The following is a 13,339-nucleotide window of genomic DNA, read 5'->3' on the forward strand; positions in this document are numbered from 1 at the left end:
TCCCGCCCGTATGACGGTCCCGTTCGGCAAGCCGCTGCCCATCCCCGCGCCGTTCGGCATCGAGCTCGAGACCACCGACTTCGTGGATGAGCCCGAAGGGGACCAGGAGGAAACCGCCGAGCCCGACGCAACCGCCACCCCCTCTCCCACATCCCACAGCGCGACCGGATCGGTGACGCGAAGAGGGGGAGCGCATGCTGGGGTGGGCGCGGAGGCGGTTGCCGCGGACGCGGCGGGGGTGGCGGCGGGTGGTGCAGGGGGGCGTCCTCGTCTGCGTACTGGCCCTGCTCCCGGCGACCTGGCTGCGGCTGAGCACGGACGACCGGATCCATACGGTCGCCGATGTGCCCTCGGCCCCGGTCGGGGTGGTCTTCGGGGCGGGGCTGTGGAACGGGGAGCCGTCGCCGTATCTGGCGCACCGGCTGGACGCCGCCGTACGGCTCTACCAGGACGGCAGGGTTCGTGCGCTGCTGGTCACCGGGGACAACAGCCGCCATGACTACGACGAACCGGACGCGATGCGCGCCTATCTCGTCAAGCACGGGGTCCCGGACCGGCGGATCGTGAGCGACTTCGCGGGGTTCGACACGTGGGACTCCTGCAGCCGGGCCCGGCGGGTCTTCGGGGTGCACAAGGCGGTGCTGGTGAGCCAGGGGTTCCATGTGCGGCGGGCGCTGGCGCTGTGCGGGGCGGCGGGGATCGACGCGTACGGGGTCGCGGTCGACGAGCCGCACGATGTGACCTGGTACTTCGGTGGGACGCGGGAGGTCGTGGCGGCGGGCAAGGCGGCCCTGGACGCGGCGTTCGAGCCGGATCCGCACTTTCTGGGGCCGCGGGAGCGGGGGATCGAGCGGGCCCTGGCGGGGCGGGGGGCCTCCGGCTCCCGCTGAGCCCTCGCCCCCTCGACCGTCGCCCCTCGCCCCCTCAACCGTCGGCCCCTCGGCCCCTCAACCGTCGGCCCCTCGGCCCTCAGCCCTCGCCCCCTCGGCCCTCGTCCCCGGCCACAGGTCGCCGTCAGCCGATCGTGGTCTCCGACACCACCCACGCCAGATAGTCCTCGCTGCCGCTCACGATGGGCATCGCGATGACCTCGGGCGTCTCGTAGTCGTGCGCCTCGCGGATATGGGCCTCCAGCTCGTCGTAGCGCGCGGCGGTGGTCTTGAACAGCACCTGCCACTCGGCCGCCGTCTCGACCTCCCCCTCCCACCGGTACACGGATGTCACGGGCTGGCTGATCTGCGCACAGGCCGCCAGCCGGGCCTCGATCGCCCCGCGGGCCAGCGCCTCGGCCTTCTCGGGGGTGTCGGTGGTGGTCAGTACGGTCAGGTAGTCGGCCACTGCTGCGGTACCTCTCTCCACGGCGCGGTCGTACGGCGCGGCTGCGAACTGGCGCCCACCACGCTAGCCGGTGAGGATTGAGGGAACCCGCCAACGATCAGACCGGACCGATCGAGGGGCACTCATGGATGACCTCACCACGCTCGCGCGCCACCATCTGGACCAGGCCAAGGCCGATCCGCACGGGCGCAGCGCACACCTGTTCCTGCACAACGGTCCGCTGCGGCAGAGCGTGATCGCCATGGTCTCCGGCTGCGAGCTCGATGAGCACAACGCTCCTCCGGCGGCCAGTCTCCAGGTGCTGCACGGGCATGTACGGCTGACCGGCGGCGGCGACCGGATGGATCTCATCGCGGGCCAGGTGCAGGAGATCCCGCATGAGCGGCACGGGTTGCGGGCGTTGGAGGACTCGGTGGTACTGCTGACCGCCGTGACCGCCACACAGGGCTGTCCCACCCCGTACGAGGACCCGGCCACCGCCTGACGGCGACCTAGTCGCTGCCGCCCCCGGCCGCCGTGGCGGCCGCCACCGTAGCCACCGCCATGGCCTCCGCCGCCATGGCCTCCGCTATGGCCTCCGCTGCGGTCGTCGCCCCACGAGTGCGTCTCGTAGAAGGACGCGTGGTCGGGGTAGCCGGGGTCGCGCGATGAGGGTGTGCCGCTCCCAGTAGGCCGGATCGCCGTTCGGGATGGGGATCGCCGCGCTGACGGCCTTGCGCCGCGCCGGCTCCGGGAGGACGACTGGGCCGTGGAAGACGTACGAGGGGAGCGCCCCCTCCCGCACGGCCGCCTTCACGCGGCGCCGGCCCGTGCGGGTAGGGCGGCCCCGGAGACGGGTGAGCAGACCGCTGGAGGCGAGCCGGTCCCGGATCGCCTCCAGCTCGGGTCCGCCGAGCAGCGTGGGGACCACGTGGTCCACCGGCTTCGAGCGGGGGCACAGCGCGATGAGCGCGTGTCGACCGGGTGCGACGGCGGCGACGGTGCCTCCGAAGGCGGCGCCAAGGGGGGCGCGCCGAGGGAGGCGCCAAGGGCGCGCCGAGGGGGCGAGGACGGCCGCGACGGCGGCGCATCCGGGGGCCTTGCGGGCGGTCCGGGTGCGTAAGCGTACGTATGAGCGCGGCGGGAGCACCGGCCACCGCCGACGCTCCCGCCGCGCTCATGAGCCCAACGGTGCGTCAGGACACCGTGTCGTACAGGACGGCGAACCGGCCGCGGGTCTCGTCGTCCTCCGACAGCCGCCAGCCCGCGCTGACATGGCCCCGGACGCCAGCCGTCTGCGCACCGGACTCCGGACGCAGAACGCGCGTCACCTGGAGGGCAACCCCGTCGCCCAGCAGCAGACGGGTGCCGTCCGGCCCGTTGGCGACGGCCGACGCCTCGGCGGCCCCGGCCGGGACCTCGAACCCGGCCCCGGCCACCTCGGCGATGACGGAAGGGTCGGGGGTGTCGGACACGCTCTGCGCCTGCGGCTCGGCGCGGCCCTGGAGGAGTGCGAACAACTGGCCCACGAGCACCGGGTCGTGCGCCCCGTCGTAGATCCACCGCTGCCCCAGCACCCCGTGCTCGGTCGTGCCGATGAGGGCCTGCTCGGCTCCGTCGAGCGGCGCCGCGCGGTAGGTCATCGGTACGTGGTACCAGGCGGGCCGATCACCGGCGTCATCCCGCACCACCATGAACTCGATGCCCACCTCGCCCTCCGGGTCGTCGAGCCGGAAGCCACCGGCCCGCGACAGCTCGGGCGCGCGCTGCGCGGCGGCGTACCACGGTTGCCCCGGCAGCCAGGCCGTGAGCAGTTCCACCTTGGTCGGACTCATCGTGGTCTTGTGAATGATCGACATGACGGGAGAACGCCTCGCCCCGGCGTGTGCTTCCCACGGAACGCGCGAGGGCCCGGCGCGCCCTGCGCGCCGGGCCGCTGGCCGATCCCCCACGGGCCGGCCAGTGGTTCAGGAGCGGGTCGCCCCGACCGCCGCGCTCGTCGCGTCCGCGGACCGGTCGTCGGCGCGGTGACCCTCCTTGACCACCACGATCTCGCAGGTCTTGGACGGCTTACCGGGCTTGCTCGGCTCACCGGGCGTGGTCGGCTTGCCCGGCTTGGTCGGCGTCGTGGGGCGGGCGGGGACGGCGGAGTCGTCGCCCTCGGTCCCGGCCTTGCCCTTGATGATGACGACCGTGCACACCTTGCCGGGCTTGCCCGGGAAGGCGGGGATGGTGGGGGCGGTGGGGGTGACGCAGACGTCGCCGTGCCCGCGGGCACCGTCCTTCGGCGCCACGGTGACCCTCTTGCCGTCGGCCTTGACCCCCGCGGTGGCCTTGCCCACCTCGGTCAGCTCGACCGACTTCGCGGGCTTGGCGGGCTTGGCGCCGTGCACCACCCGGCAGGTGACGGTGTTGCTGAGCTTCGACTTCGCGTTGGAGGCGGAGGCGGAGGCCGACGCCGAGGAGGAGGACGAGGCCGAGGCGGGTACCGCGGCACCCAGCGCCAGGGCACCGGCCGCCATGGCGAGCACGACACCGCGCCGCTTGGCAGACGTGGCACGAGGCAGGAAGTGAGACATGGGCACAGCTCTCCTTCGTTCGGGGAGTGGAACTGGCTGCCGAAGGACCCTTGATCCGTCGGCGCACCCACCGTGGCGCACCGATGCTGAGTCCTCGCTGAACCCCCTGAGGCCCCGCTGAAGCCGGTGGCGGTTCAGCGGGGCCTCAGCTTGCCCATGCCATCCTGACCGCGTGCGCATACTGGTGGTGGAAGACGACGCCCGGCTCCGCGAACTGCTCACCGAGGGCCTGGAGCAGGAGGGTTTCACCATCGAGACGGCGGCGGACGGGCCCGGCGGCCTGGCGCTCGCCCGCTCCGGCGGATACGCGGCGATCGTGCTGGACGTGATGCTCCCCGGATGCTCCGGCTATCAGCTCTGCTCGCGGCTGCGCGAACAGGGCGACTGGACGCCGATCCTGATGCTCACCGCCAAGGACGGCGAGTACGACGAGGCCGATGGGCTCGACGTGGGGGCTGACGACTATCTGACCAAGCCGTTCTCCTTCGTCGTCCTGATCGCGCGGGTGCGGGCCCTGGTGCGGCGCGGCGGGCTGGACCGGCCCGATGTGCTGGAGCTGGGCGATCTGCGGCTGGAGCCCGCCGCGTTGGCCTGTGCGCGGGGGAAGGAGGAGGTCACGCTCACGGCCAAGGAGTTCGCCGTGCTGGAGTACCTCGCCCGGCGCGCGGGCCAGGTGGTCTCCAAGTCCGAGATCGTGCAGAGCGTGTGGGACACCGCGTACGACGGCGGGGCCAATCTCGTCGAGGTCTATATCCGGAGCCTGCGCCGGAAGATCGATGTGCCGTACGGACGGCAGTCGATCCGCACGATACGGGGCGCGGGCTATCTGCTGGCCCGCGACGGAGGGTGAGACGGTGGGGCACATCAGCGCGGACGCGGGGCGCGTCCCGGATGTCGGAGGACAGGACATCGGGCACACGGCCGACGGTGAGCCCCCAGAGCACACAGGACGCCGCCGCCCGCACCTGACGTCCGGACTGAGCGTGCGCGCCAAGGCCGTGCTGGCGGCCGCCGGGACTGTGGCCTTCGCGATCGGGCTGTGCATGCTGGCCCTGGTGCTGGCCCTGCAGCACAACCTCCGGGCCAGCGCCGATCTGGACGCCAGGAACGCCGCGACGGCGATCAAGGGCCAACTGGCGCTGACCGACCCCGCGCCGCGGCGGGCGCTCATCGTCGCCCCCGGCGCGGTGACGATCAAGGACGTCTCCGGCCGGACGGTCACCCCCACCATGCCGACCGAGACCGGTTCGCAGCAGCCGGAGGCCACCCCGCAGGACTCGGCCGGTTCCACGACACGCCCGGCCGAGCCCGGCAAGCCCATCCAGGCCGGGCAGCCGTACAGCGTGAAGGTCAGCCCCTCGACCACCGCCGTCGACAACGCCACCGGTCTGCTGCTGCGCCAGGCCGCCCCCGCGGCCGCCGGTCTGGTGCTGTTCGTGGCGGGGCTCACCTGGCTGCTCGTGGGGCGCGCCCTGCGCCCGGTCGCCGCGATGCGGCAGGAGTTCACCGAGATCACCGAGCGCGATCTGCATCGCCGGGTGCCGGTGCCCCGGGCGCGGGACGAGATCCACCGGCTGGCCCGCACCATGAACGCCACGCTGGACCGGCTGCACCGGGCCATGACCCGGCAGCGGCAGTTCGTGGCCGACGCCTCGCATGAGCTGCGCAGCCCCATCGCGGCCGTGCGCGCCCAGCTCGAACTGGTCCTGGCCCGCCCGTCGCGTACCGACTGGCCGGCCGCCGTGCACAAGGCGCTGCGGGACACCGACCGGCTGCAGGCCGTCGCCTCCGATCTGCTGCTGCTCGCCCGGCTGGACGCGCAGGAGGCGCCGCGCACCGCGGCGGTGGATCTCGGCGCGCTGGCGGCCGAGGAGGTACGGCGCCACCCGGGCGCGCTCACGTTGGCCGGGGAGCAGGCGCGGGCGGCCGTGGTGACCGGCAGCCGGGTGCAGCTCTCCCGGCTGCTCACCAACCTGGCCGACAACGCCCGCCGGCACACCCGTACCGCCGTCTCGATCACCGTGGCGGTCCGCGACGGCCTGGTCGAACTGGCCGTGGACGACGACGGTCCGGGCATCCCCGAGGCCGACCGCGAGCGCGTCTTCGAGCGGTTCACCCGGCTGGACGACGCCCGGGCCCGCCAGGACGGCGGCACCGGTCTCGGGCTCGCCATCGCCAATGACATCGCTCACGCCCACGGTGGCACCCTTACGGTGCTCACCAGCCCGCGGGGCGGGGCTCGCCTGCTGTTGTGTCTGCCGCGGACGGACCTCGCCCACCCCTGACCCCGGTGCGGACGCGGCGTCTCCCTCGTGAGAGTTTGGCAACTACCGGACCAGACTGATCAGTTGGTCAGTAGTATCTGCCCTTTCCTGGCCGTGTCCCAGATGGAGGTGTCAAAGGTGCTGTCGGGGACGGAGGCCGTCGTCGTGGCCGCGTCCGCGGTGCTGGTACTGGTGCTGTCGCTGTGCCTCACCTGGGTGGTCAGACTCCGTCGCGCGCTGGCTGACGCGCGTGCGGCGACCGAGCGAGAACGAGCCGTTTCCGAACGGGAACGAGCCAATGCCGCGCGCGAGCGCGCGCTGGCGGCCGAGCGCGGCGAAGAGGTCGCGCGGCTGGCCGCCGTACAGAGCGACCTGGACGAGGCGGCGCGCCGGGAGCGGAGGCTGCGCGACTCCGTCCAGGCGTCGTTCGAGTCCGTGGCCCGCAATATGCACGCCATGTCGATGGTGCAGCAGCAGGTCCTCGACGGTCTTGAGCAGCATGTCGAGGACGCGCGGCTGATGGGCGAGGTGATGAAGGCGGACCACGCGGCCGCCCAGATGACCCGTAAGGCCCAGACTCTGCTGGTGATGTGCGGGATCTGGCCCGCGCGGCGGGAGACCCGGCCGGTGTCGCTCTTCGACTGTGTGCGCGGCGCGCAGTCGCGCATCGTGGAGTTCGGCCGGGTGGACGTCCACGGCGGGCAGACCCTCTACGCGGTGGCACCCGCCGTGGAGGGTCTGATGCACGCGGTGGCCGAACTCCTGGAGAACGCCACGGTCTTCTCCCCCTCCCGCACCCAGGTCGCGGTCGCCGTCCGGGAGGTCGCGGCGGGCGCCGTCATCGAGATCGACGACGCGGGGCTCGGCATGCCGCCGGACGTGCTGGAAAAGGCCGTGGGCCAGCTGCGGGACGGTCTGGACCTGGCCCAGCTGGGCGCCGTGCCGCGGCTGGGGCTCGCCTGTGTCGGGCGCTGGTCGCGGGAGCTGGGCTTCGGGGTGGAGCTGTCGACGGCGTCGGCCTACGGCGGGACGCGGGTGGTGGTCTTCGTACCGCACCGGCTGCTGACCGAGCCGACGAGCGCCGTCCGGGCCGCGGACCAAAGGCCGGTGGTCGTGGAGCCCGTGACCGTCGGCACGGTGAGCCACGACGCGGGCGGCACCGGCCTCGGCCCGGCCGCCGCGGACCCGGCCGGGGGCGGCTCGCTCAACGGCCTGTCCGCTGATGACGCCCCCGAGGCCCCCGACTCCCCCGACGCCCCCGCCCCGCTCGGCACCGGGCTGCCCCGGCGCCGCAACCGCCGCCGCCCGGCCTCCGGTACCGCCCCGGCCGACACGGCCGATATGGCCACCGCCTCCGGCGCCCCGGCCCGCGCCGCGCCCACCCCGCACACCGGCGCCTCCTGGACGCCGGAGGCCGCCCGCGCCTCCATCACCAGCGTCGTCTCCGGCACCCGCCGCGGGCGGGTGGAGGCGGAGGACGCGGCCGTACCGCTGACGGAGGAGAAGAGTCCGGACCGAGAAGACCGAGACCGAGAAGGAGGCCGGTAGTGGCCGGAACCATATCCAAGTTGCCCGATGTTGGATGGATGCTGCGTCCGCTGACGGGGATCCCCGGGGTGCGGCATGCCGTCGTCGTCTCGGAGGACGGTCTGCGCATGGGCCACGACTCCGCCGAGGGGTTGTCCGGCGAGGTGTCCCGGCTCGGTGTGGACGAGGCCGAGTCGCTGGCCGCCGCCTGCGCCGCGCTGACGGTGACCAGCCAGTCCACCGTGTCGCTGCTGTTCGGCGACGAGGCGGGGGTGCGGCAACTGATGATCGAATCCGATAGCGGGTTCGTGCTGTTCACCTCGGCCGGTCAGGGCGCCTCGCTGGGGGTGGCCACCGGCGCCGAGACGGATGTCGGCCTGGTGGCCCAGCAGATGCAATTACTGGTCGCGAAGATCGGTGCCCATCTGAGCAGTCAGCCGCGGGACCCGATGGGCCGCCCGGCGTCATGAGCTCGCCCGGCGAGGAACGCACGACGGCCGCGGTGCGCCCCTATGTGATCACACGGGGGCGCGCCGGTTCCTCACGGGATGCTCTGCCGCTGGAAACGCTCGTCATGGCGTCCGGGAGCGCGCTGCCGCCGCATCTGCAGCCCGAGTACCGGCGGATCGCCGACCACTGCCAGGGGCTGCTGTCGGTGGCGGAGGTCGCCGCCCATCTCGGTCAGCCGCCGGCCGTGGTGCAGGTGCTGCTCGCGGACCTCATCGACTGGGGGCACATCGTGGCGCGTCCGCCGATCCGGGTGGTCAAGCGAAAACGTGCCGATTTGGACTTGCTGAGGAAGGTGCTCGATGGGCTTGAGAGCAAGCTCTGAGATCTCGATGGCCGGTACGGACGGCACAACGCAGACGAACCCCACGGCCCGCCAGGGCGACGCGGACCGCACGACCCGCACAGACCACACCAACGAGACAGGCGAGACGGGCGATACGGACGACATGGACGACATGGACGACACCCCCGTCATGTACGTGCAGTCCAGCGTGGCCGGGGCCGCCAAGATCCTGGTGGTCGGCCCGATGGGCGTCGGCAAGACCACGCTGATCGGCACGGTGTCGGAGATCAAGCCGCTCTCCACCGAGGCGACGATGAGCCAGGCCGGGGCCCGGCTCGACACCAAGGTGCGGCCGTCGAAGACCACGACCACCGTCGCGCTGGACTTCGGGCGGATCACCCTGGGCGGCGAGCTGGTGCTGTATCTCTTCGGCACCCCCGGCCAGCAGCGGTTCCTCCCGGCCTGGAAGGACCTGGCGCGCGGCGCGCTGGGCGCGCTCGCGCTGGTCGACACCCGCGATCTGGAGGCGTCCTTCGACGCCATCGGGCATCTGGAGGACCTGGATGTGCCGTTCTCCGTCGCGGTCAACGCCTTCCCGGACAGCAAGCCGCACAGCGAGGACGATCTGCGCTCCGCGCTCGATCTGCTCCCGCACACCCCGCTGGTGATCTGTGACGCCCGGGAGCACCAGTCCTCGGTCAAGGCGCTGATCTCGCTCGTCTCGCATCTGATCGAGACACTCACGGAGGCGTCATGACCGCCCCGGCCCCCACCCGGGTGCCGCTGTACGGAACCGCGCTCGACGGTCCGCTGACCGACCTGTACGAGCGGATGCGGCGCGACCACGGTCCGGTGGTCCCGGTGGAGATCGCGCCCCGGGTCGAGGCATGGCTGGTCATCGGCCACCGCGAGCTGCTCCATCTCACCCGCGACGAGCAGTACTTCTCCCATGACCCGCGCCGCTGGAGCCCGCTGCGCGAGGGCCGGGTGGCCGCCGACTCCCCGCTGATGCCGCTCGTGGGCTGGCGCCCGGCGCTGCTGTTCGCCGACGGCGCGGCGCACCGCCGGATGCGCTCGGCGGTGGCCGACGCGCTGGGGCGGGTCAACGGCCATGAGCTGATCCGTACGGTGCGGGCCACCGCGGAGCGGCTGGTCGCCGGGTTCGCCGACCGGCACGCGGCGGATCTGGTGGAGAGCTACGCGCGTCTCCTGCCGCTGCAGGTCGTCACCGAACTGCTGGGGCTCGACGAGGAGAACGGGGCGCGGCTGGTCGAGACGCTCACCACGATCGTCGCCCCGACCGTGGCCGCCACCGGCGCCAACAGGCGGATGGGCCAGATCCTGCTGGAGCTGATCGCCGGGAAGAAGCGGCGGCCGGGCGCGGATCTGACGTCCTGGCTGCTGGAGCACCCCGCCGGGCTCAGCGACGATGAGGTGCTGCACAACCTCGTGGTGATCATCGTCGCGGGGAACAACACCACCGTGAACTGGATCGCCTCCACAATCCAGATCCTGCTCACCGACCCCGCGTTCCGCTCCTCGCTCACCCACGGCCATCTCACCGTCGACGACGCCCTGGACCTGGTGCTGTGGCGCCAGCCGCCCACCCAGAACTTCCCCGGCCGCTACGCCACCCGCGATCTGCGCTTCGGCGGCCAGGACATCCGCGCCGGGGACATGCTCATCCTGGGCCTCGCCGGCGCCAACGCCGATCCGGAGGTGCTGCCCGAGGACGGACGGCCGGTGGTCGGCAACCGCTCCTACCTCGCCTTCGGCGCGGGCCCGCACACCTGCCCGGCGCGGGACCCGGCCCGGCTGATCACCCGTACCGCCGTGGACACCCTGCGCCACCGGCTGCCGGATATGGAGATCGCGGTGCCGGAGGAGCAGCTTCCGTGGATCACCTCGCCGTGGTCCAAGGGGCTGGCCAAGCTGCCGGTGCGGTTCTCGGCGCCGCAGCTCGCCGCCGACTCGCCGTCTCCGGCCTCCGATTCCCCGGCCCGGCCCTCCGATTCCCCGTCCCAGACCTCCGGCTCCCCGGCCCGGCCCTCCGATTCCCCGGCTCCGGCCCCCGCCTCCCCGGCCCCCGACTCCCCCGCAGGAGACCGCAGATGACCGATGGCCGATGCCCCGTGTCGCACGCCGACCTCGCACCGCACCGCCTGGACCCCACCGGGGCACGCCAGCACGCGGTCAACGAAGAGCTGCGCGCCCGCGGGGCCGCGGTCCCGGTCCTGCTGCCCGGTGACGTACCGGGGTACGCCATCACCCGGCACGAGGAGCTGAAGGACTTCGTCACCCACCCCGACGTGGCCAAGAACGCCTGCCACTTCGCCGCCCTGCAGCGGGACGAGCTCCCGCCCGGCTGGCCGATGCGGACCTTCGCCACCGTCCGGGGCATGATCACCGCGGACGGCGAGGACCACAAGCGGCTGCGGTCCCTGGTGACCCGGGCGTTCACCCCGCGCCGGGTGGAGGCGCTGCGCCCGGTGGTCCATGAGCTGACCGGCACGCTGCTGGACCGGCTGGCCGGGGCCGTCGCCGCCGATCCGGACGGGGTGGCCGACCTGCGCCGTCACTTCGCGCTGCCGCTGCCGATGAGCGTGATCTGCCGGCTCCTGGGCGTCGACGACCAGCACCAGGACCGGCTGCACGAGCTGTCCAACGAGATCGTCTCCACCCACACCGCCCCGGAACGGGTCCCGGACGCCAACCGTGAGATGGTCGCGATCCTCGGCCAGGTGGCGGCGGCCCGGGCGAAGGATCCCGGGGACGATCTGACCAGCGCGCTGATAGCGGCCCGTGAGGAGGACGGGGACCGGCTCGCCGAGGAGGAGCTGATCGGCACCCTGATGCTGACGATCATCGCCGGGCACGAGACCACGCTCAACCTGATCACCAACGCGGTGCGGGCGCTGTGCAACCACCGCGACCAGTTGGACCTTGTTCGCTCCGGTGCCGCGACCTGGGGCGATGTGGTCGAGGAGACGCTGCGGTACGACGGCCCGGTGAGCTACTTCCCGTTCCGCTACCCCACCAGGGACCTTCCGGTCGGGGACACGGTCATCCCCAAGGGCGCGCCGGTGCTCGTCTCGTACACCGCCGCCGGGCGCGACGAGCGGGCGTACGGCCCGGACGCCGGCCGCTTCGACGTCACCCGGGGCGCCCGCCATCTGTCCTTCGGCCACGGCGCCCACTTCTGCCTGGGCGCCCCGCTGGCCCGGATGGAGGCCATGATCGCCCTCGAGGCCCTCTTCACCCGCTTCCCCGACCTCGATCTGGCCGTCCCGGACGAGGAGCTGGTCCCGCACCCCAGCTTCGTCGGCAACAGCCCGCAGCGGCTCCCCATCCGGCTCGGGGCGGCTCACAGCGCCTGAGCCGGTGCGCTGAGGGCAGCGTTGCCTCCGGGAAACGGCGGGGATGCGGTGGGGTAACAGGCACCCCGCACGCTTCCTGGCATGGAGTCGAACAGGGAGCCGGGAAGCCCGCAGCGGCGGGTGGTGATCGTCGGCGGCGGGATGGCGGGCACGAGGCTGGCGCGGCAGCTCGTCGTAAGCGCGGGCGAGGCCACCCTCGACGTCACGGTCATCGGCGAGGAGCCGCACCTCGCGTACAACCGGGTGCTGCTCGCCGAGGTCCTCGCCGGGCGGTACGCCCCGGAGGTCATCGCCCTCCCCGCCCCCGCCGCCGGGACCGGGGCCGGGGTGCGGCGGCTCAGCGGGGTGCGGGTGGTCCGCGTCGACCGCCCCACGGCGGAGGTGCTGTGCGACGACGGCCGTCGCGTGCCGTACGACGCGCTGGTGCTGGCCACCGGCTCCAACCCGGTGCTGCCACCGCTGCGCGGCCTGTTCGAGCCGGAGGGCCGCGACGACCTCCGTGCCCTCCCGGATGGCGTCCACGCCTTCCGCACCATGGACGACTGTTTGGCCCTCGGCGCGGCCGTACGGCCCGGGACACGGGCCGTCGTCATCGGCGGCGGACTCCTCGGCGTCTCCGCCGCCCGTGCGCTGGGCCAGCGCGGTGCCCAGGTGGTCCTGGCCCACCAGGGCGAACACCTGATGGAACGCCAGCTGGACCCGGGCGCGTCACGGCTGCTGCGACGGCATATGGCGGCGCTGGGCGTGGAGGTCCACACCGAGTGCCGGGCCCGGGGCCTGCGCACCGACGGGCGGGCAGCGCGGGCAGTCCACGCCGTCGAACTGGCCGACGGATACGCCCTGGAGGCCGATCTGGTCGTGCTCGCGTGCGGAGTCCGGCCACGGGTCGGGCTGGCGCGGGCGGCGGGGCTGGAGGTGGCACGCGGCATCGTCGTCGACGACGAGCTGCGGACGCGTGACCCGCGAGTCTTCGCGATCGGCGACTGCGCGGAACACGACGGCGTCGTGTACGGCTTGGCGAGCGCGGCGCAGGAACAGGCGGACGTGCTGGCGCGCCTGCTCTCCCCCGCCCCGCCCCTCCCCGAACCCAGGGGGCACGGCCCCCTGGAGTCCCACCGGGGCTCCGCCCCGGACCCCGCTCCCCAATCGCCGGAGGGGCTGGATTTTCGCTACACGGGCACCCGTGCCCTCACCCGCCTGACGCTCACTTCGACGTCCGGCCCCCTCGACCTCGCTGCCTTCGGCAACCCCACCCCCGCCCCCGGCGACGACGTCATCCACCTCACCGACGCCACCCGCAACACGTACCGCAAAGTCGTGGTCCGCGGCGACCGTCTCCTCGGCGGCATCCTTCTCGGCGATCTCGGCACCGTCGGCGCGCTCGCCCGTGCCTGGGAGGGCGACGAGCCGCTCCCGGCCACCCCCCTGCTCCACCTGCTGACCAACGATGGAGGCTCCTGACGATGAGCGCACCGATCACCA

Annotated in this window: 15 protein-coding genes; 11 read left to right on the top strand and 4 right to left on the bottom strand. The window is 73.1% G+C overall.

Annotated elements, in window-relative coordinates:
* The first annotated feature begins 194 nt into the window (after positions 1 to 194).
* On the top strand, positions 195 to 890 hold the full coding sequence (locus AS97_RS16365) for an ElyC/SanA/YdcF family protein (RefSeq protein ID WP_059148066.1): 696 nt from the start codon (positions 195 to 197) through the stop codon (positions 888 to 890).
* 124 nt (positions 891 to 1,014) lie between these two features.
* Here the strand turns inward: AS97_RS16365 and cutA are convergent, their stop codons facing one another.
* The gene (gene cutA / locus AS97_RS16370) at positions 1,015 to 1,338 is read right to left on the bottom strand and encodes a divalent-cation tolerance protein CutA (RefSeq protein WP_059148065.1); all 324 of its coding nucleotides are present in this window, start codon (positions 1,336 to 1,338) and stop codon (positions 1,015 to 1,017) included.
* Positions 1,339 to 1,462: 124 nt separating this feature from the next.
* Here cutA and AS97_RS16375 point away from each other — a divergent pair, with 124 nt between their 5' ends.
* On the top strand, positions 1,463 to 1,822 hold the full coding sequence (locus tag AS97_RS16375; RefSeq protein ID WP_059148064.1) for a hypothetical protein: 360 nt from the start codon (positions 1,463 to 1,465) through the stop codon (positions 1,820 to 1,822).
* 84 nt (positions 1,823 to 1,906) lie between these two features.
* Here the strand turns inward: AS97_RS16375 and AS97_RS16380 are convergent, their stop codons facing one another.
* The 3 genes from AS97_RS16380 to AS97_RS16390 form a co-directional block, all read right to left on the bottom strand.
* Positions 1,907 to 2,257, bottom strand: a complete 351-nt coding sequence (locus AS97_RS16380; RefSeq protein WP_125761499.1) for a hypothetical protein — start codon at positions 2,255 to 2,257, stop codon at positions 1,907 to 1,909.
* A 256-nt stretch (positions 2,258 to 2,513) separates the two neighbouring features.
* On the bottom strand, positions 2,514 to 3,176 hold the full coding sequence (locus AS97_RS16385) for a 1,4-alpha-glucan branching protein (protein ID WP_086711218.1): 663 nt from the start codon (positions 3,174 to 3,176) through the stop codon (positions 2,514 to 2,516).
* A 108-nt stretch (positions 3,177 to 3,284) separates the two neighbouring features.
* Positions 3,285 to 3,896 carry a hypothetical protein gene (locus tag AS97_RS16390; protein WP_125761497.1) on the bottom strand — a complete coding sequence of 204 codons (612 nt, stop codon included), beginning with the start codon at positions 3,894 to 3,896 and terminating at the stop codon, positions 3,285 to 3,287.
* Between the two features lie 172 nt (positions 3,897 to 4,068).
* On the opposite strand from AS97_RS16390, the gene AS97_RS16395 reads away from it, so the two are divergent.
* From AS97_RS16395 to AS97_RS16435, 9 genes are all read left to right on the top strand, one after another.
* On the top strand, positions 4,069 to 4,746 hold the full coding sequence (locus tag AS97_RS16395) for a response regulator transcription factor (RefSeq protein WP_086708841.1): 678 nt from the start codon (positions 4,069 to 4,071) through the stop codon (positions 4,744 to 4,746).
* 4 nt (positions 4,747 to 4,750) lie between these two features.
* On the top strand, positions 4,751 to 6,181 hold the full coding sequence (locus AS97_RS16400) for a HAMP domain-containing sensor histidine kinase (RefSeq protein WP_125761495.1): 1,431 nt from the start codon (positions 4,751 to 4,753) through the stop codon (positions 6,179 to 6,181).
* A gap of 117 nt (positions 6,182 to 6,298) precedes the next feature.
* Entirely contained in the window at positions 6,299 to 7,708 is a 1,410-nt protein-coding gene (locus tag AS97_RS16405) for an ATP-binding protein (protein WP_210565187.1), read from the top strand.
* Positions 7,708 to 8,157, top strand: coding sequence for a roadblock/LC7 domain-containing protein (locus AS97_RS16410; protein WP_059148058.1), 450 nt, complete (start codon positions 7,708 to 7,710; stop codon positions 8,155 to 8,157). Before AS97_RS16405 ends, AS97_RS16410 begins: the two co-directional genes overlap by 1 nt.
* Complete coding sequence (locus AS97_RS16415) at positions 8,154 to 8,519, top strand: DUF742 domain-containing protein (protein WP_059148057.1); 366 nt, start codon at positions 8,154 to 8,156, stop codon at positions 8,517 to 8,519. The genes AS97_RS16410 and AS97_RS16415 overlap by 4 nt, the downstream gene beginning before the upstream one ends.
* Positions 8,503 to 9,237: an ATP/GTP-binding protein gene (locus AS97_RS16420; RefSeq protein ID WP_232546411.1), complete on the top strand. Its 735-nt coding sequence runs from the start codon at positions 8,503 to 8,505 to the stop codon at positions 9,235 to 9,237. The genes AS97_RS16415 and AS97_RS16420 overlap by 17 nt, the downstream gene beginning before the upstream one ends.
* A complete protein-coding gene (locus AS97_RS16425) occupies positions 9,234 to 10,595 on the top strand; it encodes a cytochrome P450 (protein ID WP_059148056.1) in 1,362 nt (453 codons plus the stop codon). The genes AS97_RS16420 and AS97_RS16425 overlap by 4 nt, the downstream gene beginning before the upstream one ends.
* Positions 10,592 to 11,857 carry a cytochrome P450 gene (locus AS97_RS16430; protein ID WP_210565188.1) on the top strand — a complete coding sequence of 422 codons (1,266 nt, stop codon included), beginning with the start codon at positions 10,592 to 10,594 and terminating at the stop codon, positions 11,855 to 11,857. Before AS97_RS16425 ends, AS97_RS16430 begins: the two co-directional genes overlap by 4 nt.
* Before the next feature lie 81 nt (positions 11,858 to 11,938).
* Entirely contained in the window at positions 11,939 to 13,318 is a 1,380-nt protein-coding gene (locus tag AS97_RS16435) for an FAD-dependent oxidoreductase (RefSeq protein WP_210565189.1), read from the top strand.
* The last annotated feature ends 21 nt before the right edge of the window (positions 13,319 to 13,339 follow it).

Origin of the sequence: Streptomyces sp. AgN23, assembly GCF_001598115.1 — a bacterium.
GTDB classification, from domain to species: domain Bacteria; phylum Actinomycetota; class Actinomycetes; order Streptomycetales; family Streptomycetaceae; genus Streptomyces; species Streptomyces antimycoticus.

What these genes read in the sequence shown, in the direction of transcription:
- AS97_RS16365 (WP_059148066.1), top strand. Translation starts at nt 195, where the DNA reads ATGCTGGGGTGGGCGCGGAGGCGGTTGCCGCGGACGCGGCGGGGGTGG.
- AS97_RS16415 (WP_059148057.1), top strand. Translation starts at nt 8,154, where the DNA reads ATGAGCTCGCCCGGCGAGGAACGCACGACGGCCGCGGTGCGCCCCTAT.
- AS97_RS16425 (WP_059148056.1), top strand. Translation starts at nt 9,234, where the DNA reads ATGACCGCCCCGGCCCCCACCCGGGTGCCGCTGTACGGAACCGCGCTC.
- AS97_RS16375 (WP_059148064.1), top strand. Translation starts at nt 1,463, where the DNA reads ATGGATGACCTCACCACGCTCGCGCGCCACCATCTGGACCAGGCCAAG.
- AS97_RS16435 (WP_210565189.1), top strand. Translation starts at nt 11,939, where the DNA reads ATGGAGTCGAACAGGGAGCCGGGAAGCCCGCAGCGGCGGGTGGTGATC.
- AS97_RS16390 (WP_125761497.1), bottom strand. Translation starts at nt 3,896, where the DNA reads ATGTCTCACTTCCTGCCTCGTGCCACGTCTGCCAAGCGGCGCGGTGTC.
- AS97_RS16430 (WP_210565188.1), top strand. Translation starts at nt 10,592, where the DNA reads ATGACCGATGGCCGATGCCCCGTGTCGCACGCCGACCTCGCACCGCAC.
- AS97_RS16385 (WP_086711218.1), bottom strand. Translation starts at nt 3,176, where the DNA reads ATGTCGATCATTCACAAGACCACGATGAGTCCGACCAAGGTGGAACTG.